The sequence below is a fragment of the Nonomuraea sp. NPDC049480 genome, assembly GCF_044465905.1.
GTDB lineage: Bacteria > Actinomycetota > Actinomycetes > Streptosporangiales > Streptosporangiaceae > Nonomuraea.
This window is the reverse complement of the sequence record NZ_JBITMD010000008.1, coordinates 291,515-316,265: the sequence shown is the minus strand read 5'-3', so window position 1 is coordinate 316,265 and position 24,751 is coordinate 291,515. Positions and strand designations below refer to the sequence as shown.

The window sequence follows — 24,751 nt, the reverse complement described above, 5'->3', positions numbered from 1 at the left end:
ATCCTTAGTGACCAAATGTTCATTAGCGATGTGGAGAGCATCATGACCTTGGAACCGCTGACCCCGGAGAACACCACGATCATCCTGGTGGACCACGCCGTCGGGTTCGCCAACGTGCTGCGTTCGCACGAACCGGCCCTGCACGTCAACAACGTCGTGGGGCTGGCCAAGACGGCGCTGTGGTACCAGAGCGGCCTGGTGGTGACCAACGGCCTGCCCACCAAGCCCTCGGGGCCGCTCTATCCGCAACTGCTGGAGGTGATCGGTGACCACCCGGTCATCGAGCGGGGCGGCAACTTCGACGCCTTTCTCGACGAGGAGTTCGCCCGGGCCGTCCAGCGGACCGGACGCAGGAAGCTGGCGATCGCGGGAGTGTCCACCGAAGGGTGCGTCCTGCAGACCGTGCTCGGCGCGCTGCGCGCGGACTACGAGGTCCACGTCGTGGTCGACGCCTCGGCCAGCGTGACGGCCGAGACGCACGCCACCGCCGTCGAGCGGATGGTGCGGGCGGGAGCCGTGCCGGTCACCTGGTTCTCCCTGGCCGGGGAGTTCCAGGTCGATCACCGTCACCCGACGGCGCCGTTCTTCCAGCGGCTGATGCGCGAGCACGTGCCGACCATGGCAATGGGCGTCCAGTCGTACCTGAGCGCCCTCCAGCACGCCACGGATGGGCAGAAGGTGGGCACCGTCTGACGTGGTGACCAAGCGGCTTCCGCGCCGATCGTGATCGGCATGACAGACGAGCCGGTCACCCGCGATCTCATCGGCCGCGTGGTCGACTTCCACCGCGCGCACGACAGCCCCGGCGCGGTCATCCAGATAGCGCCGTCGGTCCTGCCGCCGGACTGGCAGGAGATCTGCGCCGTGTACGGCCTGACCCCGGATTCGTACTTCGTGAAGCTGGTCTGCGAGGTGGAGGACTTCTGCGCCGGCCACAGCGAGCTGCACGTCGCCCCGGTCGGCCCCGAGCGCGCCCTGGAATGGGTGTCGGTGACCTGTGGGCCCAGGTCTCGTACCAGGAGTTCGGCGGCGAGGGCTTCGGGGTCCTGGCCTCCGTCAAGGTCATGGACAGGGCCGGTGGAGATCCGGTGCGGGCCGCCGGGGAGGCGGTGACGCTGCAGCACAACGGCGCCGATGCGTTCGCGCGCTGCGCCTGCGGGGACAGACGGTTCAGCCCGCGGAACTTCTGGCGCTGGAGCTGGCCCGCTCATGATCAACTGGCGTGGGCGGGCTGGGCGCGATCCTTGCCGGTCACGCGCCGCGCCCAGCGCCGGATTGACGCCGGCACCGGCGTCTGCCTGATGAGCGTGGCGGGCCTCCTGGCGGCGGACGAGGTGACGTAGCCGCCGAAGGCGGGTGGGGCGGGCAGGAATCGGCGGCCGGGCGGCCTGGGAAACGGGCAGTTCCCCGTAGTCATCTGGACGCGCACACCGGACGACACGAGGAGCCGTACGTAATGGAAACCGAGGAGAGAACCCTCACCCCGGCCGAGCAGGCCAACCGCCGGACCGCCGCCGAGATCTACTCGGCGCTGGCCGCGGGCGACGTGCGGGCGTTCACGGAGCGCCTGGCGCCGGACGTCAAGTGGACAGTGGTCCCCGGCGCCCGCTACGGCGGCACGTACTACGGCGCCCGCACGATCCTCGACCAGGCGCTGGCACCGCTCGCCACGGACTGGGCAGATCTCGAGATCACCCCGTTCGAGCTCACTCCGGCGGGCGACAAGGTCTTCGTGGTGGGCGAGTACCGCGGCGTGCACCGGGTGAGCGGCAAGGTGGGGGCGGCCAAGTTCGTCCACGTCTGGCACCTCCGGGACGGCAAGGCACGGCGGTTCGAGACCGTCTCCGACACCCACACCCTGTGGCAGGCCACGCAGCGCTGATGAAGACGAGGGGACCCGCGGCCTTCAGCGCTCCGTGGCTCCGTAGAGCTCGCGGTACCAGAGGTTCTCGCAGACCCGCTCGACGCCGGTCTGCAGGTGGCGGCGGTAGGTGGTGAAGGGCAGGCCGAGACGTTCGGCGGCGACCTCCTGCGTCGGGGCCCCGTGGACATAGGTGGTGGCGAGCGCCCGGTGCAACTTGTCGGCGCGCGGGTCCTGGCGTACGTCGTCGATGGCCTGCTCCAGAAGCGCACGCAGGGCCGTGGCGGGGTCGGGGCCGGGGTGTTCGGCGACGAGCCGGCTGCGAGTGAGCGGGCTGGCGGCCAGCTCGGCGGGCCGCGAGAGGTGGCGAAGGGCCTTGCGGACCGCGTCGGTGAACTCCTCCTGGGACAACACCGCAAGAACGGGCGCCGCGGCGGCGGCGGTCTCCTCCGGGGAGCCGGTGAGCAGCAGCCGGTTCAGCCGGTCCAGCCACGCCTGCGCCGGCATCACGCGCCAGTCGTGGGCGAGCAGGGCGTACTCGGCGTCGCCCAGCCAGGCGTGCTCGCCGACGTCGCGCATGTCGTAGTGCCGGAGATAGTCCAGCATCGGGTCGTCCCCGCGCATGGCCATGAACGACCAGGCCATGCGATCGGCACGCAGGCAGTAGCCCAACGCCCGCCACTGCACCAGGTCCATCACCGGCGACATGCCGCGGTACTGCTCCCAGACCCACGTCCGGCCGACGGCCAGGTGCTCGCCCGGCCGCAGCGGCGCCATGGCGCGGGCGTTCGCCCAGGCCGTCGCCACGATCGGGTCGGCGGCCATCTCCTCCTCGGACGGCTCGTACAGGCGCAGCCAGGAGCAGGCGCCGACCAGCTCGCCGGTCTCCGTCCGCCGGAAAGTGCGGAACGCCTCCGGCTGGCGGGCCGTCCAGAACGCGACGGTGGCCGCCGACTCCTCGTTCTCCACCTCGGCGGCCAGCCGCACGAGGGCCTCGGTGTCCTCGGGCCGGAAGACCTCCTCGTACACCTCGCCGTCGCCGCGCCAGCTGTTGAACTCCGCGGTCGACCCGACCTCGCGGTTCAGGAAGAACAGCGAGCCCACGGCCCTGAGCACGCACGGGTCGCTCGCGTCGCGGATCTGGGCGGCCAGGTAGTCGCTGATGCTGTTGTGCATGGCGGCGAACCCCTGCGGGTCGCGCCAGCGCAGGTCGGCCTCCAGCACCTCCCGGGCGATGTCGTGCGGGAACAACCCGCGCGGGCTGGACTCGACGAACGGCAGCCGCCGCAGCCAGCCGAACAGCGACGCGGAGTCCTCCGGCAGGATCGCGCGCAGCAGATCCTCGGTCGTCATGTACGCGTGCGCGCACACCTCGAGCGCGTGCCGGTGCGCCGGGCTGGGCACCTCCCCCACGAGCTGGTCGAGCAGGGTGGCGACCACATCCTGGGTGGGCGTCCAGCGCGAGCTCGCCCGGCTGTCCTTGATCGCCACCGCGGCGCCCAGCGACAGGGCCAGAGGATGGCCGCCGGCGAAGTCGAGCAGCGGCTCGCGCAGTTCGTCCGCCACGCCGCGGGCGTCCAGGAGCGCGGCGGCGTCCGCCGGCGCGAGGTCGCGCAGCGACATCACGTGCAGCGCGTCCGTCCAGCCTGGGTCCGCCGTCCACAGCGGGTCCGGGGCGTTGCGCCCGGCCACCACGACCAGAGCGCCGATCGGCAGGCGCGGCAGGAACCTCTCGCGCAGCCAGCCCTCCAGGCCCTGGACGCGTTCGAAGGTGTCGATCAGCAGCACCGCGCGCTCGTCGTCGAGCACCGGCCCCGCCTCGGTCTCGAGCGTCGTCGGCGACGGGTCCATCGTTCGCCCGTCCAGAGACGTCACCGGCCGCCCCGCGGCAGCCGAGGCCTGCGCGAAGCGCCGCAGCAACGCCGACTTGCCGACGCCGCCGGGGCCGTGCACGTACAGGACGCTGAGCGCGCCGCGCAACGCCGAGTCGAAGACGCTGAGCTCCTCCTCCCGCCCGACGAAAGCTCGCTCCCGGGCGGCCCACAGGCGTTGCCCCAGTAGATCATTCCCCGATGACATGGGGCTAACTGTAGCTTTCCCCGCGTCTCGGACTGGCGGCTACGAGTGTGCATTAATGCGCACTCGCTGCCTCGCCGGGCCCCCATGAGCACCGAATGGACATGAAACGCACTGGTGGGTGAGCAGTGCGCGCCACGAGGGTGCGGCAGGAAGATCGCGGCCTGCCGCTGTGCCGTCGAACGACGGTGGCAGGCCGGGGCCCTTTGTTCTGGTCATTTCTCTGATGGAGGCCTCATGTCCCGCTATGCCCCCCAGCGACCCGTCCGGCGCGCGACCGTGACGGCGACCGCCGTGCTCGGCGCCTGCGCCGCGCTCGTCACCGCAGGCCCGGGAACCGCCCTGGCCGAGGGGACCGGCGCCACCGGGTCGTTCGGCGCACGCTACGTCGCCCTCGGCGACTCCTACGCCTCCGGCTTCGGCATCATCCCGGTGGAGCACGAGGCGTGCGGCCGGGGTAAGGCCAACTACCCGCATGTCCTGCGCACCGTGTACAAGTCGAAGAGCTACACGAACGCCGCGTGCGGCGGCGCCACGACGCGCAGCATCTGGAACGCGCACAAGGGCGAGCCGCCGCAGATCAAGGCGCTCAAGCCCGACACCACCCTGGTCACGGTGTCCGTCGGCGGCAACGACATCGGCTTCGAGAAGATCGTCACCGAGTGCGCCTTCCTCGGGGTCCAGCAGCCGACCGGCGCCCCCTGCCAGAGCAAGTTCAAGGGCGGGCTCGAGGACGACTTCAAGAAGCTCGAGCCGCGGATCGCCTCGGTGGTGATCGACATCAAGAGGAAGAGCCCGAAGGCCACGGTCGTACTGGTCGGCTATCCGGCGCTGGTCCCGGCGAGCGGCGCGACCTGCGACCGGTCCGAGGTACCGTTCGCCGCGGGGGACTTCTCCTTCCTGCACGGCACCCTCGTACGGCTCAACACCATGATCGAGGAGCAGGCCCGCAAGGCCGGCGCCGTCTACGCCGACACGTACAAGCCGTCAGTCGGCTACCACATGTGCGCGAGCGACGACAAGCGCATGATCCAGCCGCTGCTCGCCGACGGCCGCGTCGCTCCGGCGGCCGCCCACCCGAACCTCCGCGGCATCATCCGCATGGGCGGCACGATCTCGCAGGTGCTGGCCAAGCACGCCGGCTGACGCGGACGTCGAGTCCTGCCCGGCACGGATCGATCGAGACGCTCCAGGCGTCCGTCTCCCGTTCTTGTCGATCATCGCTCCCGTGACGGCGCCGTTCTCCACGATCAGGTCTCGGCGACGACAGCCAGACGGGGTCTGCTGGGTGCGGACGATGCGCATGAGGGAGCAGCTCAGGGCGCCGCCCAGCCCGATCAGGCGCTTGCCGGTCGCCAGGCCGCCGAGCGTGCGGAAGACGAAGCGCGCGCCGGGGTTCTGGGCGGTGCCGCCGCCGGCGCTGGAGCACGAGGCGGTCAGGGCGGCCGTGGAGCCGGCCGAGCAGCCGCATCGCCGCCGGGCCGCTGTCCGGGAACGCCCGCCTCCGCTCCGGCGAGGAGGCAGGGCCGCCGTCAGGCCGGCGGCGCCCGTCCCGCCGACGAGCACGTCGACGACGTTGTCCCACTGGTCGCTCACTGTCTTCTTCTCGTGCGCGCGAGATCAGGCGGCGGACCAGCCGCCGTCGACGGGCACGAGGGCGCCGTTGACGAACGAGGCGGCGTCGGAGGCGAGGAAGAGGGCGGCGTCGGCCATCTGCTCGGGCTGGGCCATGCGCTCGCCGAGGGCGAGCACGGGACCGAGGCGGGCGGCGCCGGTGGGGTCGAAGGAGGCGCCGGTGGCGATGTTGGTCATGGTGGGGCCGGGCAGGATGGCGTTGCAGCGGATGCCGTCCTTGGCGTACGCCCAGGCCACACTGCGGGTCAGGCCGACCACGCCGTGCTTGGAGGCGGTGTAGGCCACTCCGGCCGCGCCGCCGCGGATGCCGGCCTCGGACGCGGTGTTCACGATCGCGCCGCCGCCCTGGGCCAGCATGTGCGGCAGCACGGCGTGCGTGACCAGGAACGTGCCGGTCAGGTTGACCCGCAGCACCCGCTCCCACTGCTCGGCCGTGGTGTCGGCGGGCAGCGCCATGGTGTCCATGATCCCGGCGTTGTTGCACAGCACGTCGATCCGGCCGTACGCGCTGATCGCGGCTTCGACCAGCGCGGTCACCGAGGTCTCGTCGGCGACGTCGGCCGCCACGGCGAGCGCCGCCTCACCGATCTCGGCGGCGGTCTGCTCGGCGCGCTCCTTGACGACGTCGCCGACCACGACGCGGGCGCCGGCCTTGGCGAAGGCGACGGCCATCGCCCTGCCGATCCCGGAGCCCGCGCCCGTGATCAGGACGACCCGGTTGTCAAAGGTGGAACTGGTCATGTGTGGGTCCCTTTCGATCCGGCCGGCCGCCATAACCGGACAATTATGTCCGGTTGATCGGCAAGCCTCTGCCCGTGGCACGCATGGAGAAGTGAGGAAGGGTTCGAAGACGGCAAATCCGGACAACTCTGTCCGGTCGTCACCATAGCCGCTGTCCCCGACGCACGTCGAGCGTGCTTACGCACCGAAATCCGGCTCACGACGCCGCCGCGGAGTTCCTGCCTGTGTCCCTGATGCGGCGACCAAGTGAGGCGCAACAGCCCGGCGCCGCGTCGGCCGGCGTGCGCTGAGGCCGCCCGGCCGGCGGGCGGGCGGGCGGCCTGCGACGGTCAAGGGTCCTATCCGAGCACGGAGCGGACGTACTCGCCGATCGTCTGGGTGGGGCGGCCGATGAGCTCGCGCAGCGTGCCCGGGGTGTCGGCGAGCCAGCCGCGGGAGATGTTGACGTCCACGTCCGCCAGGATCTCCGCGTACGGGCCCGGGATGCCGGCGCCGGCCAGGACGCCCGCGTAGTCGTCCTTCGGCAGGTTCTGGTAGGCGATCTCCTTGCCGGTGACCGCGGCGATCTCGGCGGCCAGCTCAGCCAGGGTCCAGGCGGTGTCGCCGGACAGCTCGTACACCTTGCCCTCGTGGCCTTCGCCGGCGAGCACGGCGGCCGCGCCGGCGGCGTAGTCGGCACGGGCGGCGGAGGCGATCCGGCCGTCACCGGCGGCACCGTACACGGCCCCGAGCTGCGGCGCCATGGTGATCGACTGCGCGTAGTTCTCGTGGTACCAGTTGGCGCGCAGGATCGTGTACGTCACGCCGGACGCCTTGATGTACTCCTCGGTCGTCTTGTGGTCGGCGGCGAGGGCCGCCTCGGTGGTGCCGGCCTTGGGCGCGCTGGTGTAGACGAGCGCGGCCCCGGCCTCCTTGGCGGCGTCCACGACGGCGGCGTGCTGCTGCGCCCGGTGGGCGTCGGCGCCGGAGACGAGCAGCACCTTGGTGGCGCCCTGCAGCGCGCTCTTGATCGTCTCGGGCCGGTCGTAGTCGGCCTCGCGCACCTCGACGCCGAGGTCGGCGGCCTTCTCCAGAGTGCGCGCGGCGGCGACGATTTGCTCGGCGGGGACGCGCTGCTTCAGCTCCTGGACCACCAGCCGGCCCAACTGTCCGCTCGCTCCGGTCACCACGATCATGGTTTCTTCCTCTCAGTGCTGTATGGATTGATAGTACTTTCTAGCAGAAAGTGCTGCGAGGACGTAAGCTAGCACGTATGGAGGAGGATTTCGAGACCCTGGTAGCCGACGTCTTCTCACGTAAGTGCACGTCACGCACGGTGCTGGAGACGATCACCGGCCGCTGGGCGATCCTGGCGCTCGCGGCCCTGTACGAAGGGCCCTACCGCTTCAACGCGCTGCGCCGCCGGGTCGACGGGGTCAGCGAGAAGATGTTGTCCCAGACCCTCCAGGCCCTCGAACGCGACGGCATGGTGCTCCGTGAGGCGGAGCACACGATCCCGCCCCGGGTCGAATACAGTCTTACCTCGCTCGGCCGTGAGGCGGCCGAGCATCTGCTCCCCCTCATCACCTGGGTGGAGGGGCGGATGCCCGAGGTCATGTCCGCCCGCGACGGCTACCAAGGGCGTTAGAGACAGGCTCGTGTCGCCGTGAGGAAGTCACATGGACGTGTACAAAGCCGGCCTGCGCTGGTCGCGCACCTGGCAGGAGGCGTGGCCCGCCAAGGACGCGGAGGCCATCGTCGACTTACAGGCCCCGGACGGTCTCCACCGGGCTTCTCCCTTCCGCCCCGTGTACAAGGGGAAGGAAGGGCTCAGGAGCTATCTGGTGAGCGTCTTCGACGAGGAGATCGAGCCGACCGTCTGCCGGTTCGGCGAGCCGCTGGTCCGGGACGGCCACGCGGCGGTGGAGTACTGGGCGCAGAGCCACTACGCCGACGGCCCCATGGCGATCGCGGGCATCACGCTGGTGACGTTCGACGCCGAAGGGCTGGTCGCGGAGGCGCGCGATTACTCGTTCGTTCAGCAGGGCGTCTTCCCCTTCCCGCCTCACCTGCCCGAATGACCCGCCGCGAACAGGGCTGACACCTGATCGGCGGCGCCGGCCGGCGTCAGCGTCCCGTTCAGCACCGCCGCCTCGGCGTCGGCGACGACCCGGCGCACGTCGGGGTCGTGACGGAGTTTGGCCAGCAGGCGGTCGCGGACCAGGTCGCGCGTCCACGTCACCTGCTGGGCGCGGCGGCGGGCGGTCAGGTCGCCGGAGCTCTCCAGCGCCTCGTGCCGGGCGGTGATCTCCGTCCAGAGCTCGGTCAGGCCGGCGCCGGTCAGGCCACTGCAGGTCAGTACGGTGGTGCCGGCGTGCAGCAGGCGCAGCGCGCCGGACAGTTCCCTGGCGGCCTTGCGGGCCTCGCTCTCGTGCGGGCCGTCCGCCTTGTTGACCGCGATCACGTCGGCCAGCTCCAGCACACCCTTCTTGATGCCCTGCAGGCCGTCGCCGGTACGGGCGAGGGCGAGCAGGAGGAAGACGTCGACCATGTCGGCGACGGCGGTCTCCGACTGGCCGACGCCGACGGTCTCCACCAGCACGACGTCGTACCCGGCGGCCTCGGCCAGCAGCATCGCCTCGCGGGTCGCGGCCGCCACGCCGCCCAGGGTGCCGGAGGCGGGTGAGGGCCGGATGAAGGCGGCCGGATCGGCGGCCAGCCGCGCCATGCGGGTCTTGTCGCCCAGGATGCTGCCGCCGGTCCTGGCGGAGCTGGGGTCCACGGCGAGGACGGCGACGCGGTGCCCCAGGCCGGTGAGATGGACGCCGAGGGCGTCGATGAAGGTCGACTTCCCGGCGCCGGGCACGCCGGAGACGCCGACGCGGCGGGCGTTCCCGGTCCTCGGCATCAGCTCGGTCAGCAGGCGCTGGGCCGCGGCGCGGTGGTCGGGCCTGGTCGACTCCACGAGGGTGATCGCCCGGGCCAGCCAGGTCCGCGAGCCGGAGGCGATCCCCTTCGCGTACTCCTCGATCCTCATGCCGGGCCCGTCACGACGGGTCCTTGATCTCGCAGATCACGGCCCCCGCCGCCACCGTCGCCCCGACCTGGGCGGACATGCCGACCACCGTCCCGGCCTTGTGCGCGGTGAGCGGCTGCTCCATCTTCATGGCTTCCAGCACGACGATGGTGTCGCCGGCCGCCACGTCGTCGCCGTCGGCGGCCACCACCTTGACGATCGTGCCCTGCATGGGGCTGACCAGGGCGTCGCCGCTCGCCGCGCCCTTCGACGGGCCCGTGCCGCGGCGCCGCGGGGCGCCTGCGGCGGCGCTCCGCTTCGCGCCGCCGCCGTTACGCGGCCCCCCGAGCCCCGCGGGCAGGACGACCTCCAGGCGCTTGCCCGCCACCTCGACGGTGATCCGCTCCCGCTCCTCCGGCTCCGGCGCTTCGGCGGGCGTGCCCTCGTAGGGGGCGATCCGGTTGTCGAACCCGGTCTCGATCCACCGGGTGTGCACCGTGAACGGCTCCGCGGTGAAGGCGGGCTCCGCCACGACGGCCCGGTGGAACGGCAGCACGGTCGGCATACCGTCGATCTCGAACTCGGCCAGCGCCCGGCGGGCCCGCTCGAGCGCCTGGGCACGGGTGGCGCCGGTGACGACCAGCTTGGCGATCAGCGAGTCGAAGGAGCCCGGCACCGTCTCGCCCTGCTCGTACCCGGTGTCCAGGCGCACGCCGGGGCCGGAAGGGGGCTGCCAGCGGGTGATGGTGCCGGGGGCGGGCAGGAAACCGCGCCCGGCGTCCTCGGCGTTGATCCGGAACTCGATCGAGTGGCCGCGCGACGGCGGGTCGTCGTAGCCGAGTTCCTCCCCGGCCGCGATGCGGAACATCTCCCGTACCAGGTCGATGCCCGTGACCTCCTCGGTGACCGGGTGCTCGACCTGCAGGCGGGTGTTGACCTCCAGGAAGGAGATCGTGCCGTCCTGGCCGACGAGGAACTCGCACGTGCCGGCCCCGGCGTACCCGGCCTCGCGGAGGATCGCCTTGGAGCTGTCGCGCAGCAGCGCCTCCTGCTCGGCGGACAGGAACGGCGCGGGCGCCTCCTCGACCAGCTTCTGGTGGCGGCGCTGCAACGAGCAGTCGCGGGTGGAGACCACGACCACGTTGCCGGCGCGGTCGGCCAGGCACTGGGTCTCCACGTGCCGGGGCCGGTCCAGGTAGCGCTCCACGAAGCACTCGCCCCGGCCGAACGCCGCCACCGCCTCGCGCACCGCGCTGTCGAACAGGTCGGGGATCTCCTCCATCGAACGGGCCACCTTCAGCCCGCGCCCGCCACCGCCGAACGCCGCCTTGATCGCGATCGGCAGCCCGTGCTCCTCGGCGAACGCCAGCACCTCCTCGACCCCGGACACCGGATCCGGGGTCCCGGCCACCAGCGGCGCGCCGACCCGCTGGGCGATGTGCCTGGCCTGCACCTTGTCCCCGAGCGCGATGATCGCCTCCGGCGGCGGCCCGATCCAGGTCAGCCCGGCGTCGATCACCGCCTGTGCGAAGGCGGCGTTCTCGGCCAGGAAGCCGTAGCCGGGATGCACCGCGTCCGCGCCGGACCGCGCCGCCACCTCGATGATCTTCTCGATCGACAGGTACGTCTCCCCCGGCGTGGCGCCGCCCAGCGCGTACGCCTCATCCGCCATCCGGGCGAACAACGCGTCACGGTCCTGGTCGGCGTAGACCGCCACGCACCCGATGCCCGCGTCCCGGCAGGCCCGGACGACGCGGACGGCGATCTCGCCCCGGTTGGCGATCAGCATCTTGCGCAAGCTCGTGCTCACAGGGGTCCTCCAAGGTTCCATCTCGACTCCCGCCACCCACGGGGGCCGGTCACGAGGGGGCGGCGCAGCATGCGGCGGCGGCGCGGGGGCGGCGGAGGGGCAGGAGCCGGCGTGGCCAGGAGCGCCACGACGAGCGCGGCCAGTTCCTCCGCCGACGGGTTGCCGTTGATCACGTTCATAGCGGGATGTTCCCGTGCTTCTTCGGCGGCAGGGTGTCGCGCTTGCCGCGCAGCAGCCGCAGTGCCCGCGTGACCTCGCGCCTCGTCTCGCTCGGCGCGATCACCGCGTCCACGTAGCCGCGCTCGGCCGCCAGGTACGGCGTGGCGAGCGTGTCCTCGTACTCCCGCACCAGCTCCGCCCGCAGCGCGTCGGGGTCGCCGGCCGCGGCCAGCCGCTTGCGGTGCAGGACGTTGACCGCGCCCTGCGCGCCCATCACCGCGATCTGCGCGGTCGACCAGGCCAGGTTGACGTCCGCCCCCAGATGCTTGGACCCCATCACGTCGTACGCGCCGCCGTACGACTTCCGGGTGATCACCGTCACCAAGGGGACAGTGGCCTCGCCATAGGCGTACAGCAGTTTGGCGCCGCGCCGGATGATGCCGTTCCACTCCTGCTCGGTGCCGGGCAGGAAACCGGGCACGTCCACCAGTGTGAGCACCGGGACGCTGAACGCGTCACAGGTGCGGACGAACCGGGCGGCCTTCTCCGAGGCGTCGATGTCCAGCGTGCCCGCCAGCCGCATCGGCTGGTTGGCCACCACCCCCACCGACCGGCCCTCGATCCGCCCGAACCCGACCACGATGTTCGGCGCGAACAGCTCCTGCACCTCCAGGAATTCCCCGTCGTCCAGCAGGGCCGTGATGACCTCGTGCATGTCGTAGGGCTGGTTCGGCGAGTCGGGCACCAGCTCGTCCAGCGCCAGGTCGTCCGCCGACAGCTCCAGGTCCGCCTCGATCCCGGGGTGCGGCGGCTCGTCGAGGTTGTTGTCCGGCAGGTACGACAACAACGCCCGCGCGTAGTCGAGGGCGTCGTCCTCGTCGTGCGCCAGGTAGTGGGCGACGCCGCTGCGGCTGTTGTGCACCCGGCCGCCGCCCAGTTCCTCGAACGTGACGTCCTCGCCGGTGACCGTCTTGATCACGTCCGGCCCGGTCACGAACATGTGCGACGACTCGTCCACCATGATCGTGAAGTCGGTGAGCGCCGGCGAGTAGACGTGCCCGCCCGCGCACGCGCCCATGATCAGCGAAATCTGCGGGATCACGCCGGAGGCGCGGATGTTACGGCGGAAGATCTCGCCGTACAGGCCGAGCGAGACCACACCCTCCTGGATGCGCGCGCCCGCGCCCTCGTTGATGCCGACGATAGGACAGCCGTTCCGCATGGCCAGATCCATGACCTTGCAGATCTTCTGCCCGTACACCTCGCCCAGGCTGCCCCCGGCGACCGTGAAGTCCTGCGAGAACACGCACACCTGGCGGCCGTCGATCGTGCCGTAGCCGGTCACCACCCCGTCGCCGTAGCCGAGACTGCCCTTCGCCAGGGCGTCCAGCTCCACGAACGACCCGGCGTCCAGCAGCCGCTCGATCCGCTCCCGCGCCGTCAGCCTGCCCTTGGCGTGCTGCTTGGCCGCCGCCCTGGCCTCGCCGACGTGGACGGCCTCGTCCAAACGCTCTTTCAGGCGGGCCAAGCTGCCCGCGGTGCCATGCGGTTCCATCCACCACCACCCGGATAAGACCCAGTTTCACAGCTACGGTACTGAGTGCCGATCGTCTTGGACACCCCTATTTTCGAGAGAATGACCCCGTGCCGAAACCGCCCATCAGCCAGCGCCTCGCCGAAGCCGCCGTGGCACTGTTCGACGAGAACGGCTACGACGCCACGACCGTCGACGACATCGCGGCCCGCGCGGGCGTGAGCCGCAGCACGTTCTTCCGCTACTACCGCTCCAAGGAAGACGCGATCTTCCCCGACCACGACACGCTGCTCGCCAAGGTCGACGCCCGCCTTCGCGCCTCCACCGCCGACACCGCGATCGTGGCCGTCACCGACGCCGTCCGCATCGTGCTCGCCCACTACGTCGACGACGCCGAGGTGTCGCTGCGCCGCTACCGCCTCGTCCGCCGCGTCCCGGCCCTGCGCGACAGGGAGATCACCAGCGTCGCCCGCTACCAGAAGCTCTTCCGCGAATTCGTCGGCGCGTGGCTCGGCGACTCCCCCGACGCCGACCTCCGCGCCGAGCTCATGGCCGCCTCCGTCGTCTCCGCCCACAACCAGGTCCTGCGCGGCTGGCTGCGGGCCGGCGGCACGTACGACCCCTCCGGCCCGCTCGACCACGCCCTCGGCTACGTGATCGCCACCTTCCGCCACCTGGAACAACCTCAGGAGACCGGCGACCAGGTCGTCGTCGCCACCTTCACCCGCTCGACCTCCCCCCAGGCCGTCATGGCGGCCATCCAGCGGCACCTCCAGCCGCGCACCTGAGTCCCTACGAGATGCCGCACCACGTGGCCAGGGCTGCGGCGAGGGTGCCGGCGGGCCGCGGTCCGGACGTCGTGGAAACCCAGGCGGTGTGCCCGTCGGGACGGATCAGAAGCCCTTCGAGCTCGGGCCGCTCGGGACACCGGGCGCGGCAGACGTCCACCCATGCCCCGGCGCCCACCGGCAAGGTCCGGTCGCCGAGCTGGAGCAGCACCGGACGAGCGGGTCTGAGCAGTTCGGCGACGCTGGTGGAGTCCTCGCCCACGATCAGCTTCAGATTGGGCGCGAGCCTGCCCAGCCACGGATGGTCGCCGGGGATCTTCGGGTCGTAGCGGGTGCTCACCCCGGCCATCAGCTCGGCGAGATACTTGCCGACCGGCGCCAGGTCCGTGAGCTCGCCGAGCAGGTCACGCACGGGATCGAGACCGGGGTCGCGCCGCCCGAGCACGGCCAGCGCCCGCGTGGTGCGCAGCACGCGGGCCCCCGCCTCGTGACGCTCCTCGTGGTAGCTGTCCAGCAGGCCGTCCGGCGCGTGCCCGAGCGCGGTGGCGGCCAGCTTCCAGCCGAGGTTGACCGCGTCCGCCAGGGCCACGTTGACGCCCACCGCCCCTGCCGGCGGGTGGATGTGCGCGGCGTCCCCGGCCAGCACGACGCGGCCCGCGACGTACCGCTCCGCCTGCCTGGCCGCGTCGGAGAACCTGGTGAGCCAGCGCGGGTCGCGCAGCCGCACCGAGCGGCCCAGCACGTCGTCCAGCACCGCCTGGAAGTAGGCCGGCCGGACCGGCTCGTCGCGATCGGCCGGCGGCGCCGGCTCGTTCAGCACGATCCGCACGTAACCGGGCCGCGGGATGACGAACACGGTGCCGCCCTCGCCCTCGATCATCCCGTACGGCAGCTCGGCGGGGTCCTCCAACTCCACGTCCGCGAGCAGGCCGTACGTGGTGGCCGGCGTGCCGGGGAAGCCGATCCCGGCGAGCTTGCGGACGATGCTGCGGCTGCCGTCACAGCCCACGAGGTAGTCCACCCGGCCGCGCTGGTCCTGACCGCCGGCCCGGACGGTCACCTCGACCCCGTCGCCGTCCTGCGCGAAGCCGATCACCTCGTGCCCCCACGCCACCGCGACGCCCAGCTCGGCCAGCCACTCCTCCAGCAGCTCCTCCACGCGGGTCTGGGCGATGCCGAGCACGTACGGGTGATCGGTGTCCATCGCGGTCAGGTCCAGCGGCCGGCTGGGATCGGCGAACATGCCGTACGGCACGGCCGGCCCCTCGGCCAGGAATCGATCGGCGATGCCGCGCCGGTCCAGCAGCTCCAGGCTGCGGGCGCCGAGGGTGAAGCCCCGGCAGTACGGCGACCGCCGCGGCAGCCTGTCCACCACCGTCACGGGGACTCCGGCGAGCGTGAGCTCGGCCGCCAGCATCAACCCGGCCGGTCCTGCCCCGGCCACCATGACCGTCACCGAGCCTGCAGCGTCGCTCGCACCATGACCTGCACCGATCTCCCTCATCGGACCTCCCCGCCGGCGCCGCCCCGGCCGGTCGCCGGTCCCGGCCAGGCCAGCCGGCCCGCCTCGATGTCGTCGATGATCTCCTCGATCCAGCCGAGCTCGGCCTCCTGCATCCGCACCGCGTACTCGGCCTCCACCACGAACAGCCGCGGCACCTCGCCGGACTCCAGCACCTCGCGGTGCCCCTGCCGGATCTCCTCCATCGAGGCACGCACCCGGCCGGCCCGCTCCCGCAGCGCCGCCACGGCGCCGTCCGGCCCGAGCGCGCCGAGATAGCTGACCGCCGACAGGAACTTGGGATACTCGTCGGCCGGAACCCGGACCAGCTCGTCCACCCACCGCACGAACTCCTCGCGCCCCAGCGCGGTGTGCTGGTAGACGGTCCGCTCCGGCCGTCCGCCGACCCGGATCGTCTCCCGCGCCTCGATCCAGCCGGCCCGTTCGAGCGCGCGCACCACGTCGTACAGGGACCCGGTGGTCACCTTGAACACCCGGTCCATGCCGCGTTCGCGCAGGGTGGCGGCCATGGCATGGGGGTGCGCGGGCGACTCCATCAGCAATCCCAGCACAGCCAGCCCCAACGGATTGGACACCTTGCGGCGACTACTCGAATCCAACACTCGCCTCCTATCACTCGGATCCGAGTATTCGACACCAAGCAGTCCTTGTCAAAAACGCCGCCGCTCGACCGGTGAGACCGGTCAGACGATCTTGGGTGTGGCGCGCATGCCGACGTACACGCACTCCGTCCCGTTGGACAGGGTCGAGAACACCACGGGCATGTAGTCCTCACTGAAGGAGGGCCCCGCGCCGGAGGCTGCGAAGACCGTCTCCGACACCGGGGTCAGCTCCATCTCCAGGGGCGGGGACAGGTCCTTCATGCCGTCCACGAACTCGTAGCGCATGCGCGCGCCGCCGTCGTCCCCGCGGGTGACGGTGATCACGACGCCCTCGCGCTTGTACGTGCCGAGCAGCGGTGTGACGTCCACGACGAGCGGCTGCGCGGGCGGGCCGAACGGGGCGGGCATGGTCACCCCGGCGAGCTCGTGGAGGAGGTCGCGGAAGAGGTCGGCGTACAGCAGGCGGGCGCTGCCGCCGTTGGTCATCAGGGCCACGGCGACGCCCGCGTGCGGGACGACCCGCAGGTAGGCGTACTGGCCGATGGCGGCGCCGTCGTGGCCGTAGCCGGGGAGGCCGTCCCAGTCGTACAGGGTCCAGCCCAGCCCCCAGCCGTCGGCGGAGACCGTCCACTTGTCCGGCACGTCCACCTCGCGCCGCTGCATCGCCGCGACCGCCTCCGGCGACAGCACGCCCAGCCCGCCCCGCAGGTGCATGCCCGCGAAGCGGGCCATGTCGCCGGCGGAGACGATGACCCGGCCGTACGGGCCCGCCGAGCGGGGCATCATGTCCCAGACGGGAGCCGGGTCCGGGTCCTGACCGGGCTCGCCGAGGTGGCTCATCGCCACGCGGAAGCGCAGCGCCTCCTCCGGCAGCGTCATCGAGTGCTCCAGGCCCAGCGGGGCGAACAGCAGGTCCTTCAGCGCCTGGTCCCAGGTCAGGCCGGTGACCACCTCGATGACGCGGCCCAGCACGACGTAGCCCAGGCCGCCGTACGAGATCGCCGTGCCGGGCGGGCAGTCCAGCGCCACGTTCCTGGCGGCTTCGACGTATTTCGCGAGGTAGTCGTCGCCGCGCCCGCTGTCGTGGTTGAAGTCGTTGGTCACCCCGCCGGTGTGGGAGAGCAACTGCCGGATGGTGATGACCCTCGTCGCCTCGGGGTCCGGGGTGGCGAACTCCGGCAGCACGTCCACGACCGGCGCGTCCAGGTCCAGCCTGCCCTCGTCGACGAGCCGCATGACCAGCGTGGCGGTGTAGACCTTGGCGATCGACCCGGACAGGAACACCGAGTCGGTGGTGACCTCCACGCCGGTGCCGCGGTGCAGCACGCCGCTGGCCAGCTCGTGGATCTTCCCGCCCACGAGCACGGCCAGGGTGGCGCCCGGCACGTGGTGCGCGGCGCGTAGCTCGTCCAGCCTGGCCTGCCAGCGGCCCAGGTGGAAGTCCGGGGCGTTCGAGTTGCTCGCTCCCCAGTCGCCCGTCGCCGTCCAGTTGCCGTCGGCGTCCCAGGTCAGCGTCTCCAACATTTTCTCTCCTCAAGGGTTGTCAAGGACGCCCGGCGAGCGCGCCGGGCGGGTACACGTGCATGAGTGGTTCAGCCGGGATCAGGCCCCGGATGGGGGAGTCCATTCGGCGAGCTGGACCACGACGCCGTTGGGGTCGGTCAGGCACAGCCGCCACTCGCCCCACGGCTTCTGGTGCAGGGGCGTGGTGATGGCGGCGCCCTCCCGCCGTAGCCGCTCGTGCTCGGCGGCGAGGCCGACGACGGCGAAGGTCACGATCATGTCCGTACGGCCGCCGATCCCGCTCCCGGGCGGCCGTACGGCGTCGCGCTGCCGTACGACGATGTCCACGGCCGCGTCGTCGCGACCCAGCCAGACGAACCCGTCACCGGACACCACCTCGCGAAAGCCCAGGTGGGACTCGAAGAACCGGGCGCTGGCCGGCACGTCGTCGACGCTCAACGACACCGTGGACGCGATCACGTTCACTCGGCCGACAAGCCCATGTCAGACTTTCCTTCCGATAAGCCGATTGCGGGGACAAGATCCAGCATCCGGGCTGGCCAGGCCGGGAACAACGGCGGAACGCGCAATGTCGGTTAACACAGAGGTTCACGATCGGGAGGACGGGTGGAGTTACGGGACATCGAGATCTTTCTCACCGTGGCTGAGGAACTCCACTTCGGCAGGGCCGCCGAGCGGCTGCACGTGACCCCGGCCCGCGTGAGCCAGGCGATCAAGAAGCAGGAACGCGGCGTGGGGGCCAAGCTGTTCGAGCGCAACAGCCGCAACGTCCGCCTCACCCCGGTCGGCGAGCAGCTCCACCTGGACCTGCGGGGCGTCTACCAGGGTCTGCGCGACAGCATGGAACGGGCCAGGCTGGCGGCCCAGGGCAAGGCCGGCGTGCTGCACCTCGGCATGATCGCCAGCAACGCCTACGACCTGCGTCCCTTCTGGGAGGAGTTCCGCTCCCGCCACCCGGCGTGGGGGTTGCGGATCCGTCACAATCCGTTCCTCAACCCGTTCGAGCCGCTACGCAACGGGGAGGTCGACGCGCTGATCTGCTGGCTGCCGGTGGAGGAGCCGGACCTGACCGTCGGACCGGTCGTCTTCACCGAGTCGCGCACGATGCTCGTGCCTCCCGGCCACAAGCTGGCCGACCACAAGTCCGTCTCGGCCGAGGTCTTGGGCGACTACGAAGTCCTGCGCGGCACCGTCGACCCGCCCGACTACTGGGTGGATGCCTTCACCCCCTTCCAGACCCCCAGCGGCCGTCCGATCGAACGCGGCCCGGCCATCTCGAACCTGGACGACATCCTCACCCTCGTCGGCTCGGGCGAAGCCGTGCACGGCCTGGCCGCCCACGCCGCCCGCTACCACGCCCGCCCCGACATCGTCTACCTGCCCATCCACGACGCCCCGCGGCTGAGATGGGCGCTGGTCTGGCGCGGCGAGGCGGAAACGGCTCCCATCCGCGCCCTGGCCCAGGTCATCCGCGACCTGGGCACGACCTCCCTCTGAAGTCCTTACGGCGGGGCGGGCTGAACGTGGTGCCGGGTCTGGTTCACGCCCTCATGTGCCCACGTGCGCCCTGAACCGCTCGTGGGCGGCCTGCTTGGAGATCCCCATCGCGTCCCCCACCTCCGCCCAGGAGGCACCGGCCTCCCGGGCGCCCGCGACGGCCTGGTCGAGCAGGGTGCGCTGCCAGCTCTCCACGTGGGACAGCAGGGTGAGGGCGGCCAGCGGGCGTTCGGACGCGAGCTTCACGATCTGCTCGCACAGCAGATCCGACTTCATCACCAGCCAGCTGGGGGGCGCGGCGGCGAGCAGGGGCGGAGTGTGCTTGCTCCACCACCGGTATTCGGCCTCCTTCGCCCCCGCCGGCGTGGCCGGGAATCGCCGCCGGTCGGCCCATCCGCAGGAGCACGCGGCCTGGTAGCCGATGAAGGTCTTGGTGAAGGCACTGGCGGAGGCGGCCAGCTCGCCACCGGGGAGCACCGGCGCGGCGAAGCCCTCGTGGTCGGGGATGTCGGCAATCTTGAAGGTCACAATCGTCAAGATATCCTGACGCCAGCCGACATGACACATTGACTCATCGATCCCTCCGGGCGACGGTGAGCATGTGGCCGCTGACTCCGAGCAGCGACGGCACGGATTCCATCGAGCGCTGGGCGTCGAGCATGAGCGCCCGGCGTTCCGGATCGTCGAGCCAGTCGTCGACGTCGCCGTACAGCCAGAAGGCCCCCTCCAGCCCGTATCGCCCGACCTCGTAGCCGTCGGCGCTCAGCCATTCGGCGTGCACCCCGGTGCCGCCGCCCACGTCCAGCACCCGCGCCGGCGTCGGCGGCAACATCCGGCGCAGCACGTCCTGCGTACGCCAGAACTCCAACCGCCCGCGCCCCTCGCGCAGCCGCGCGTGCTCCCTGTCCTGCTCGTAGTAGGCGAGCAGTTCCCGTGTCACAGCCATACGCGATCATGTCGGGATGCCCGCATGACCGGCAAACGGTTTGTCCCGCTTCCTGACGTGGCGACGCGAGACGATACGTTTCCGCGTGACGCCGCTGCGGTGGGGCCGTCACAACGGCTTGTTCCATCGGCGGGCGCGAACACCCGGAAAGGCAGGGCCAATCACATGAACGCGATCCGGCGCTCGGCCAAGGCACTGGCGGGCGTCTGGCGGCGGGCCCGCGGCCGGTACGGCTGGCTGGATCATCTGGCGCGGGCCGTGGTGCGGTACGACCAGACCGACGGCGGAAGGTTGTCGGCCGCGCTCACCTACTACGCCTTCTTCGCCACGTTCGCGCTGGCCCTGCTGGCCTTCGCCATCCTGGGTCGCGTTCTCGACGATCCGACGGTGATCGCCACGGTGGAGCACTACCTGAGCGAGAATTTCCCGCGCCTGGACGTCCAGGCGTTACGGGACGCCCGGGAAGCCGCCGGCCTGGTGGCCTTCGTCGCGTTGCCGCTGACGGGGCTGTTCTGGATGGACACCCTGCGCTCGGCCAGCAGGGCGATCTGGCGGCTGGAGGAGTATCCGGGCAACTTCTTCCTGCGCCAGCTCATCGACCTGGGCGTGGTGGCCGGGCTCGGCGTGCTGCTGGCCCTGTCGCTCGCCGTGGCCTTCGCCGCCGAGTGGCTGCTGACCTGGCTGCTCGTGCTCACCGTGGGCGTGGACGCCCTACCGGCCCAGTGGGTGCTCACCGCCGCGGCCGTCGTGCTCGGCTTCGGCGTCAATACGTTGCTGGCCATGGCGTTGGTGACCGCGCCGCCCCGCTTACGGTTGTCCCCGCGCCGCGTGATCGGGCCGGCGCTCGTCATCGCCATCGGCCTGGAGATCCTCAAAACCCTCGGCCAGGCCTACGTCAACCTCACCGCGGCCAACCCCGCCTATCAGGTCGTCGCGGGCGCCGCCGGCATGCTCCTGTTCCTCAAGATCCTCAACCAGCTCATCCTGTTCGCCGCCGCCCTGGCGGCCACCAGCGCGACCGGGAAGGTCGTCGACCTGGCCGCCCGTCCCCGCTCCCGGTAGGCCGCCGGGCCGGTCAGAGCAGCAGCGGCAGGCCGCGGTCCAGGCCGGTGATGTGCAGCAGCCGGGACATCTGCGGACGGGGGGAAGCCAGGGCCAGGGTGACGCCTCGCGTACGGGCGCGCCGCTGGATGCCGACCAGCACGGCGAGCCCGCCGGCGTCGCAGAAGGTCACCTGCGACAGGTCGACGACGAGCACGCCGTTCCTGCTGTGGCGCAGCGCCTTCATCAACTGCCGGCGGACGGCCTTGCCGGTGAAGGTGTCGATCTCTCCGGACAGGTGGACGATGGTGGGGGCCGATGGATCGGCTTTGCCGTGCGAAGCACTGTCGTCGCTGGTCATGAGGTTCTCCGAAGGGAGTAAAGCGCGCCGTGGTGAAGACGTCCGCAGGGCCCGAAACCTGCGCGTTAATCCGAACGTGGCACCGCCGACGGTACCCGAATACCAACGCGAGAAATATCCCTAGAAGGGCAAGTTTATCCTGTTTACGCTTCCTGGAATGGCCTGCCCTCGGCGGCGGTCGCCGAGAGCCCGCGCTTCCAGTCGGCTCCAAGTCACCGACAAGAGCCGTCCTCCATTCTTCCGGCTATGAGCGGAAATTTCAGGAGAAGCTTGATGAAGGTCGCCGCGACCGCGGCGGTTGTCATGGCGGTCGCGCTGCCCGCATTGCCGGCGGCGGCTGACGACACGCCCGATGAACGGCCCGACGTGTCCGCCGGCACCTGGCTGGCGGCGCGTACCCAGCCCGCGGTCCAGCTGACCAGCCTCACCTACACCGGCACGGTCGCCGTACCGACCAGCACGCTCAACCAGACCGCGTTCAACCAGCTCGTCCAGCAGGCCACCGCGACCGTGGCGTCGGGCAAGATCTCCTCGGACGAGCGCAGCATCGCCAAGTGGCTGTTCCAGCGGATCGCAGCGGACGTGGACACCTACCTCACCGCGACGACCCCCGAGCGTACGGTCGACGCCGAGGTGGGCGGCATGTGCACCGGCTGGTGGGTCACCCCCGACGGGTACATGGTCACCGGGGCGCACTGCGTCCAAGTCGGCGAGACCGACCTCAGCCAGCTGTTCGCGCAGCAGGCGCTGGCCAAGTTCAACGAGCAGGACGCCAAGGAGATCATCAGCGGCCTGCAGGGCATCGAGGCCGACGAGGAGATCGTCAAGCTCGCGCAGCAGATCTACGTGTCGTTCAACACCGGTCACATGAAGATCCGCAATCTGAAGCAGAGCCTGTCGGTGCTGCAGAGCCTGCCCGGCGGCGGCGTGGACAAGACGGCCAAGGCGGTCCCGGCCGAGCTGGTGTCGGTGGGCGAGAACTACCCGGGCAAGGACTTCGCGCTGCTCAAGGTCAACGGCCAGCAGAACCTGCCGACCGTGCCGCTCGGCGACGACGCCGACGTGCGTACCGGTGACACGTTGTACATCAGCGGTTTCCCCGGCCTGGTCACCAACACCCCGTTCTTCAGCCTGGAGTCCAAGCTGGAGCCGGCGCTGACCGAGGGCCCGTACAACGCCCAGCGCGCCACGACGTCAGGTGTGCCGTACATCCAGACCCAGGCGCCGTCCTACCACGGCAACTCGGGTGGCCCGGTGTTCAGCAAGGACGGCAAGGTCATCGGCATGCTGATCGCCGGCACGGTGAGCCAGAGCGGTGAGGCCTCGGAGAGCGAGAGCTTCGTCCTGCCGGTGGGCATCATCAAGGAGAAGCTGGGCGAGAAGAACATCAAGCCCGCCCAGGCCCTCACGACGACCCGGTACAACGAGGCGCTCAACGACTTCTTCCGGCATTACTACGAGGACGCGCTGCCGAAGTTCCGCGAGGTCCAGGCGTTGTTCCCGAACCACCCGTACGTGGCCAAGTACATCAGCGACACGCAGCAGGCGATCTCCGCGGGCAAGGACGAGTCGCCCAAGCCGATCCTGATGTGGGTGCTGATCGGGGCCGGCGCGCTGGTCGCCATCGTGCTCGTCCTCGTCCTGGTCAAGGTCCTCGGCGGGCGCCGGCGCCGGCGCACCGCGCCGTCCTTCGCCCCGCCGCCGCCTTCTCCCGCTTACGGCGCGGTGCCGCCGCCTCCCTGGCAGCAACTCCCTGCGGGCCAGGCCCAGGTGTCGCCTCCGGTTCAGCCGTCACAGGGGGCGTACGGGCAGGGCGGCCACGGGCAGGGCGGCTACGGGCAGGGCGGATACGGGCAGGGCGGATACGGGCAGGGTGGATACGCGGCCGGCGGCCATGGACCCGCGCCGTACGGCTCGGCCCCGAACAACGTCCACCATGGGCCCGGCCAGTACGCGCACCCCGCGCCCCCGCAGGGCCCGGCGGACCAGACCCGCGCCGTCCGCTACGGCCAGTTCGTGCCCCCGCCGGGCGACCAGCCCTCCTAGAGCGCCATGACGAAGAACCGGTCGCCGTGGGGGCGCCGGACACCTCAGCGCCTGGTTCGCCTGAGCACTCCGAACTCGACCGCGAGTCCCAGCGCCGCGCCCCCTCCGAAGGCGAGGAGCTCGTCGAATCCCAGACCCGTGTCCCGGTTCATCAGCAGGGTGACGGCGACGTTGCCGACGACCATGCCTGCGATGAGGAGAAAGATGAGCCGCACCGCCGGCCAGGCGGATGTCCCGGCTTGGTCCTCGCTCATGAAGAATGCCCCTCCCGACGAACGATCACTGGACAAGCAGACAGCCTACATATAGGCAGTCTACTCCTCCAGCGCCGCGACGGTGCGGAAGCCGCGTCCGTCCGGCGGGCCCGGACGGACCGGGACCCTCCTATGGCATAAACTCCGGCAAATGCCCACGACCCCCGCCCGGCTCGCCTGGCTGGACGCCCTGCGGGGACCGGCAGCGCTGGCCGTCACCATGCACCACGCCGGCTGGACGTACATCCCGGCCTTCTGGGCGGAGGTCGACCGCCGGATCGATCTGGGCACGTGGGGCGTGTTCGTGTTCTTCCTCGTCAGCGGGTACATCATCCCCGCCTCCCTGGAACGACGCGGCGATCTGCGCGCCTTCTGGACCGGCCGGGCCTTCCGCCTGCTGCCGCTGCTGCTGGCCGGCTGGTGCCTGGTCCTCCTCCTCGCCCAGGTGGGGATGCTCCCGCTCGAACCGCAGCTGAGCGAGCGACCGCTCCCCATGGTCGTGCTCGGCAACGTGACGATGCTGCAGGAACTGCTCAATCTGCCCGCCGTCATCAGCGTGACGTGGACGCTCTCGTACGAGATGGCCTTCTACCTGATGAGCGTCGCGCTGTTCGCGGCACGGCAGGCGCACAGGTCGGCGGGGATCGCGGTCGTCCTGGCGGTGCCGGCCGTGCCCCTGGGCCTGCTGCTGCCGGGCCCCACGATCAACAGCCGGATCGACCTGCCCGCCGCACTGCTCGGCCTCGCGGTCGTGGCGGCCATCGCCGTGACCGTGCTGGGGAACGGCAGGACGCGGACGGCGGCCGCGACCGCGGGCGGGCTGCTCGGTCTGGCGCTGGTGATCCTGGGCAGCCGGGCCGGCGCCTGGCAGGGGCTCATCGTCCTGGCCGCGATGTTCGCCGGAACGGCGGTGTACCGCGCCGAGCAGGGGACGATCTCCTGGCGTGCGGCGGGGGTCGCGGTGGCGGCGGTGCTGGGGTGCGGGCTGCCCGCGAAGGACGATTCCGCGTGGGCGGCGGGGATCGTGCTGGCGTTCGGGGTCTTCGCGCTGGTGTGGGCGTTGCGCGGGCGGGCGTTCCCGCGCTGGCTGCCGTGGCTCGGCGTGATCAGCTTCTCCGTCTACCTGCTGCACCCGATCCTGCTGTACGTGGTCCCGGACCTGATCCTGTTCTTCGTCATCCTGATCCCGCTCAGCCTCATGACCTACCACGTCATCGAGGCCCCGGCCCAGCGCCTGGGCAAACGCCTGATAGCCGGCGGCCGCGGCTGAGCGAACCGGGCATGACCCGCCTCTCACCGTCCTCTCATCGGCCCCGGCGCACGATGGGCACCGGCCCGGGAGCTCGGCCGGGGTCGGCC

Annotated in this window: 27 protein-coding genes; 12 read left to right on the top strand and 15 right to left on the bottom strand. The window is 71.1% G+C overall.

All coding sequences use genetic code 11. The features are described 5' to 3' along the window. Positions 1 to 42: 42 nt before the first annotated feature. The 4 genes from ACIBX3_RS24820 to ACIBX3_RS24805 all read left to right on the top strand — a co-directional run bounded on the left by ACIBX3_RS24820 (position 43) and on the right by ACIBX3_RS24805 (position 1,882). Complete coding sequence (locus ACIBX3_RS24820) at positions 43 to 693, top strand: isochorismatase family protein (protein WP_397120774.1); 651 nt, start codon at positions 43 to 45, stop codon at positions 691 to 693. A gap of 39 nt (positions 694 to 732) precedes the next feature. Further along, positions 733 to 1,113 carry a hypothetical protein gene (locus tag ACIBX3_RS24815; RefSeq protein WP_397120772.1) on the top strand — a complete coding sequence of 127 codons (381 nt, stop codon included), beginning with the start codon at positions 733 to 735 and terminating at the stop codon, positions 1,111 to 1,113. Further along, a complete protein-coding gene (locus tag ACIBX3_RS24810) occupies positions 1,089 to 1,343 on the top strand; it encodes a hypothetical protein (RefSeq protein WP_397120770.1) in 255 nt (84 codons plus the stop codon). The genes ACIBX3_RS24815 and ACIBX3_RS24810 overlap by 25 nt, the downstream gene beginning before the upstream one ends. Before the next feature lie 113 nt (positions 1,344 to 1,456). Further along, positions 1,457 to 1,882 (top strand): nuclear transport factor 2 family protein, encoded by a 426-nt coding sequence (locus ACIBX3_RS24805; RefSeq protein ID WP_397120768.1) that lies wholly within the window; start codon positions 1,457 to 1,459, stop codon positions 1,880 to 1,882. Positions 1,883 to 1,906: 24 nt separating this feature from the next. On the opposite strand, the gene ACIBX3_RS24800 is transcribed toward ACIBX3_RS24805, so the two are convergent. Continuing rightward, entirely contained in the window at positions 1,907 to 3,940 is a 2,034-nt protein-coding gene (locus ACIBX3_RS24800; protein WP_397120766.1) for an ATP-binding protein, read from the bottom strand. A gap of 234 nt (positions 3,941 to 4,174) precedes the next feature. Between ACIBX3_RS24800 and ACIBX3_RS24795 the strand changes: the two genes are divergently transcribed. Next, a complete protein-coding gene (locus ACIBX3_RS24795; RefSeq protein WP_397120764.1) occupies positions 4,175 to 5,083 on the top strand; it encodes an SGNH/GDSL hydrolase family protein in 909 nt (302 codons plus the stop codon). 474 nt (positions 5,084 to 5,557) lie between these two features. Here the strand turns inward: ACIBX3_RS24795 and ACIBX3_RS24790 are convergent, their stop codons facing one another. Further along, positions 5,558 to 6,313: an SDR family NAD(P)-dependent oxidoreductase gene (locus ACIBX3_RS24790; protein WP_397120762.1), complete on the bottom strand. Its 756-nt coding sequence runs from the start codon at positions 6,311 to 6,313 to the stop codon at positions 5,558 to 5,560. A 338-nt stretch (positions 6,314 to 6,651) separates the two neighbouring features. Continuing rightward, complete coding sequence (locus ACIBX3_RS24785) at positions 6,652 to 7,488, bottom strand: NAD(P)H-binding protein (protein ID WP_397120760.1); 837 nt, start codon at positions 7,486 to 7,488, stop codon at positions 6,652 to 6,654. Between the two features lie 77 nt (positions 7,489 to 7,565). Here ACIBX3_RS24785 and ACIBX3_RS24780 point away from each other — a divergent pair, with 77 nt between their 5' ends. Further along, positions 7,566 to 7,940, top strand: a complete 375-nt coding sequence (locus ACIBX3_RS24780) for a winged helix-turn-helix transcriptional regulator (RefSeq protein WP_397120758.1) — start codon at positions 7,566 to 7,568, stop codon at positions 7,938 to 7,940. Positions 7,941 to 7,971: 31 nt separating this feature from the next. After that, positions 7,972 to 8,373 (top strand): nuclear transport factor 2 family protein, encoded by a 402-nt coding sequence (locus ACIBX3_RS24775; protein WP_397120756.1) that lies wholly within the window; start codon positions 7,972 to 7,974, stop codon positions 8,371 to 8,373. Here the strand turns inward: ACIBX3_RS24775 and meaB are convergent. Genes meaB through ACIBX3_RS24755 form a run of 4 tightly spaced genes read right to left on the bottom strand, consistent with a single transcriptional unit; the run spans position 8,358 to position 12,832 of the window. Continuing rightward, positions 8,358 to 9,329 carry a methylmalonyl Co-A mutase-associated GTPase MeaB gene (meaB, locus tag ACIBX3_RS24770; protein WP_397120754.1) on the bottom strand — a complete coding sequence of 324 codons (972 nt, stop codon included), beginning with the start codon at positions 9,327 to 9,329 and terminating at the stop codon, positions 8,358 to 8,360. The two genes, ACIBX3_RS24775 and meaB, sit on opposite strands and share 16 nt — an antisense overlap. A gap of 10 nt (positions 9,330 to 9,339) precedes the next feature. Continuing rightward, the gene (locus ACIBX3_RS24765) at positions 9,340 to 11,106 is read right to left on the bottom strand and encodes an acetyl/propionyl/methylcrotonyl-CoA carboxylase subunit alpha (RefSeq protein ID WP_397121032.1); all 1,767 of its coding nucleotides are present in this window, start codon (positions 11,104 to 11,106) and stop codon (positions 9,340 to 9,342) included. An 8-nt stretch (positions 11,107 to 11,114) separates the two neighbouring features. Continuing rightward, the gene (locus ACIBX3_RS24760) at positions 11,115 to 11,297 is read right to left on the bottom strand and encodes an acyl-CoA carboxylase epsilon subunit (RefSeq protein ID WP_397120752.1); all 183 of its coding nucleotides are present in this window, start codon (positions 11,295 to 11,297) and stop codon (positions 11,115 to 11,117) included. Beyond that, entirely contained in the window at positions 11,294 to 12,832 is a 1,539-nt protein-coding gene (locus tag ACIBX3_RS24755; protein WP_397120750.1) for an acyl-CoA carboxylase subunit beta, read from the bottom strand. Before ACIBX3_RS24755 ends, ACIBX3_RS24760 begins: the two co-directional genes overlap by 4 nt. A gap of 89 nt (positions 12,833 to 12,921) precedes the next feature. Here ACIBX3_RS24755 and ACIBX3_RS24750 point away from each other — a divergent pair, with 89 nt between their 5' ends. Next, entirely contained in the window at positions 12,922 to 13,599 is a 678-nt protein-coding gene (locus ACIBX3_RS24750; protein ID WP_397120748.1) for a TetR family transcriptional regulator, read from the top strand. Between the two features lie 4 nt (positions 13,600 to 13,603). Here ACIBX3_RS24750 and ACIBX3_RS24745 read toward each other — a convergent pair whose 3' ends face one another. From ACIBX3_RS24745 to ACIBX3_RS24730, 4 genes are all read right to left on the bottom strand, one after another. After that, positions 13,604 to 15,103, bottom strand: coding sequence for an FAD-dependent monooxygenase (locus tag ACIBX3_RS24745; RefSeq protein WP_397120746.1), 1,500 nt, complete (start codon positions 15,101 to 15,103; stop codon positions 13,604 to 13,606). Next, positions 15,100 to 15,720 carry a helix-turn-helix transcriptional regulator gene (locus tag ACIBX3_RS24740; RefSeq protein ID WP_397120744.1) on the bottom strand — a complete coding sequence of 207 codons (621 nt, stop codon included), beginning with the start codon at positions 15,718 to 15,720 and terminating at the stop codon, positions 15,100 to 15,102. Before ACIBX3_RS24740 ends, ACIBX3_RS24745 begins: the two co-directional genes overlap by 4 nt. An 84-nt stretch (positions 15,721 to 15,804) precedes the next feature. Next, positions 15,805 to 17,247 carry a serine hydrolase domain-containing protein gene (locus tag ACIBX3_RS24735; RefSeq protein WP_397120742.1) on the bottom strand — a complete coding sequence of 481 codons (1,443 nt, stop codon included), beginning with the start codon at positions 17,245 to 17,247 and terminating at the stop codon, positions 15,805 to 15,807. A 78-nt stretch (positions 17,248 to 17,325) separates the two neighbouring features. Further along, positions 17,326 to 17,712, bottom strand: coding sequence for a VOC family protein (locus ACIBX3_RS24730; RefSeq protein WP_397120740.1), 387 nt, complete (start codon positions 17,710 to 17,712; stop codon positions 17,326 to 17,328). 141 nt (positions 17,713 to 17,853) lie between these two features. On the opposite strand from ACIBX3_RS24730, the gene ACIBX3_RS24725 reads away from it, so the two are divergent. Further along, positions 17,854 to 18,744: a LysR family transcriptional regulator gene (locus tag ACIBX3_RS24725; RefSeq protein WP_397120738.1), complete on the top strand. Its 891-nt coding sequence runs from the start codon at positions 17,854 to 17,856 to the stop codon at positions 18,742 to 18,744. Between the two features lie 51 nt (positions 18,745 to 18,795). On the opposite strand, the gene ACIBX3_RS24720 is transcribed toward ACIBX3_RS24725, so the two are convergent. Together ACIBX3_RS24720 and ACIBX3_RS24715 are read right to left on the bottom strand one after the other, a co-directional pair. Next, positions 18,796 to 19,272 (bottom strand): hypothetical protein, encoded by a 477-nt coding sequence (locus tag ACIBX3_RS24720; protein ID WP_397120736.1) that lies wholly within the window; start codon positions 19,270 to 19,272, stop codon positions 18,796 to 18,798. Between the two features lie 43 nt (positions 19,273 to 19,315). Beyond that, positions 19,316 to 19,690, bottom strand: a complete 375-nt coding sequence (locus ACIBX3_RS24715; RefSeq protein ID WP_397120734.1) for a hypothetical protein — start codon at positions 19,688 to 19,690, stop codon at positions 19,316 to 19,318. 165 nt (positions 19,691 to 19,855) lie between these two features. Here ACIBX3_RS24715 and ACIBX3_RS24710 point away from each other — a divergent pair, with 165 nt between their 5' ends. Continuing rightward, positions 19,856 to 20,752, top strand: coding sequence for a YihY/virulence factor BrkB family protein (locus ACIBX3_RS24710; protein ID WP_397120732.1), 897 nt, complete (start codon positions 19,856 to 19,858; stop codon positions 20,750 to 20,752). Positions 20,753 to 20,765: 13 nt separating this feature from the next. Here the strand turns inward: ACIBX3_RS24710 and ACIBX3_RS24705 are convergent, their stop codons facing one another. Continuing rightward, on the bottom strand, positions 20,766 to 21,092 hold the full coding sequence (locus tag ACIBX3_RS24705; RefSeq protein ID WP_397120730.1) for an STAS domain-containing protein: 327 nt from the start codon (positions 21,090 to 21,092) through the stop codon (positions 20,766 to 20,768). 273 nt (positions 21,093 to 21,365) lie between these two features. Here ACIBX3_RS24705 and ACIBX3_RS24700 point away from each other — a divergent pair, with 273 nt between their 5' ends. Next, on the top strand, positions 21,366 to 23,138 hold the full coding sequence (locus ACIBX3_RS24700) for a serine protease (protein WP_397120728.1): 1,773 nt from the start codon (positions 21,366 to 21,368) through the stop codon (positions 23,136 to 23,138). A 44-nt stretch (positions 23,139 to 23,182) separates the two neighbouring features. Here ACIBX3_RS24700 and ACIBX3_RS24695 read toward each other — a convergent pair whose 3' ends face one another. Then, positions 23,183 to 23,392 carry a hypothetical protein gene (locus ACIBX3_RS24695; RefSeq protein WP_397120726.1) on the bottom strand — a complete coding sequence of 70 codons (210 nt, stop codon included), beginning with the start codon at positions 23,390 to 23,392 and terminating at the stop codon, positions 23,183 to 23,185. A 151-nt stretch (positions 23,393 to 23,543) separates the two neighbouring features. On the opposite strand from ACIBX3_RS24695, the gene ACIBX3_RS24690 reads away from it, so the two are divergent. Next, positions 23,544 to 24,662 carry an acyltransferase family protein gene (locus ACIBX3_RS24690; RefSeq protein ID WP_397120724.1) on the top strand — a complete coding sequence of 373 codons (1,119 nt, stop codon included), beginning with the start codon at positions 23,544 to 23,546 and terminating at the stop codon, positions 24,660 to 24,662. Positions 24,663 to 24,751: the final 89 nt, after the last annotated feature.

What these genes read in the sequence shown, in the direction of transcription:
- ACIBX3_RS24795 (WP_397120764.1), top strand. Translation starts at nt 4,175, where the DNA reads ATGTCCCGCTATGCCCCCCAGCGACCCGTCCGGCGCGCGACCGTGACG.
- ACIBX3_RS24735 (WP_397120742.1), bottom strand. Translation starts at nt 17,247, where the DNA reads ATGTTGGAGACGCTGACCTGGGACGCCGACGGCAACTGGACGGCGACG.
- ACIBX3_RS24690 (WP_397120724.1), top strand. Translation starts at nt 23,544, where the DNA reads ATGCCCACGACCCCCGCCCGGCTCGCCTGGCTGGACGCCCTGCGGGGA.
- ACIBX3_RS24780 (WP_397120758.1), top strand. Translation starts at nt 7,566, where the DNA reads ATGGAGGAGGATTTCGAGACCCTGGTAGCCGACGTCTTCTCACGTAAG.
- ACIBX3_RS24755 (WP_397120750.1), bottom strand. Translation starts at nt 12,832, where the DNA reads ATGGAACCGCATGGCACCGCGGGCAGCTTGGCCCGCCTGAAAGAGCGT.
- ACIBX3_RS24815 (WP_397120772.1), top strand. Translation starts at nt 733, where the DNA reads ATGACAGACGAGCCGGTCACCCGCGATCTCATCGGCCGCGTGGTCGAC.
- ACIBX3_RS24700 (WP_397120728.1), top strand. Translation starts at nt 21,366, where the DNA reads ATGAAGGTCGCCGCGACCGCGGCGGTTGTCATGGCGGTCGCGCTGCCC.
- ACIBX3_RS24785 (WP_397120760.1), bottom strand. Translation starts at nt 7,488, where the DNA reads ATGATCGTGGTGACCGGAGCGAGCGGACAGTTGGGCCGGCTGGTGGTC.
- ACIBX3_RS24775 (WP_397120756.1), top strand. Translation starts at nt 7,972, where the DNA reads ATGGACGTGTACAAAGCCGGCCTGCGCTGGTCGCGCACCTGGCAGGAG.
- ACIBX3_RS24745 (WP_397120746.1), bottom strand. Translation starts at nt 15,103, where the DNA reads ATGAGGGAGATCGGTGCAGGTCATGGTGCGAGCGACGCTGCAGGCTCG.
- ACIBX3_RS24820 (WP_397120774.1), top strand. Translation starts at nt 43, where the DNA reads ATGACCTTGGAACCGCTGACCCCGGAGAACACCACGATCATCCTGGTG.
- meaB (WP_397120754.1), bottom strand. Translation starts at nt 9,329, where the DNA reads ATGAGGATCGAGGAGTACGCGAAGGGGATCGCCTCCGGCTCGCGGACC.
- ACIBX3_RS24790 (WP_397120762.1), bottom strand. Translation starts at nt 6,313, where the DNA reads ATGACCAGTTCCACCTTTGACAACCGGGTCGTCCTGATCACGGGCGCG.
- ACIBX3_RS24695 (WP_397120726.1), bottom strand. Translation starts at nt 23,392, where the DNA reads ATGAGCGAGGACCAAGCCGGGACATCCGCCTGGCCGGCGGTGCGGCTC.
- ACIBX3_RS24705 (WP_397120730.1), bottom strand. Translation starts at nt 21,092, where the DNA reads ATGACCAGCGACGACAGTGCTTCGCACGGCAAAGCCGATCCATCGGCC.
- ACIBX3_RS24710 (WP_397120732.1), top strand. Translation starts at nt 19,856, where the DNA reads ATGAACGCGATCCGGCGCTCGGCCAAGGCACTGGCGGGCGTCTGGCGG.
- ACIBX3_RS24760 (WP_397120752.1), bottom strand. Translation starts at nt 11,297, where the DNA reads ATGAACGTGATCAACGGCAACCCGTCGGCGGAGGAACTGGCCGCGCTC.
- ACIBX3_RS24715 (WP_397120734.1), bottom strand. Translation starts at nt 19,690, where the DNA reads ATGGCTGTGACACGGGAACTGCTCGCCTACTACGAGCAGGACAGGGAG.
- ACIBX3_RS24805 (WP_397120768.1), top strand. Translation starts at nt 1,457, where the DNA reads ATGGAAACCGAGGAGAGAACCCTCACCCCGGCCGAGCAGGCCAACCGC.
- ACIBX3_RS24800 (WP_397120766.1), bottom strand. Translation starts at nt 3,940, where the DNA reads ATGTCATCGGGGAATGATCTACTGGGGCAACGCCTGTGGGCCGCCCGG.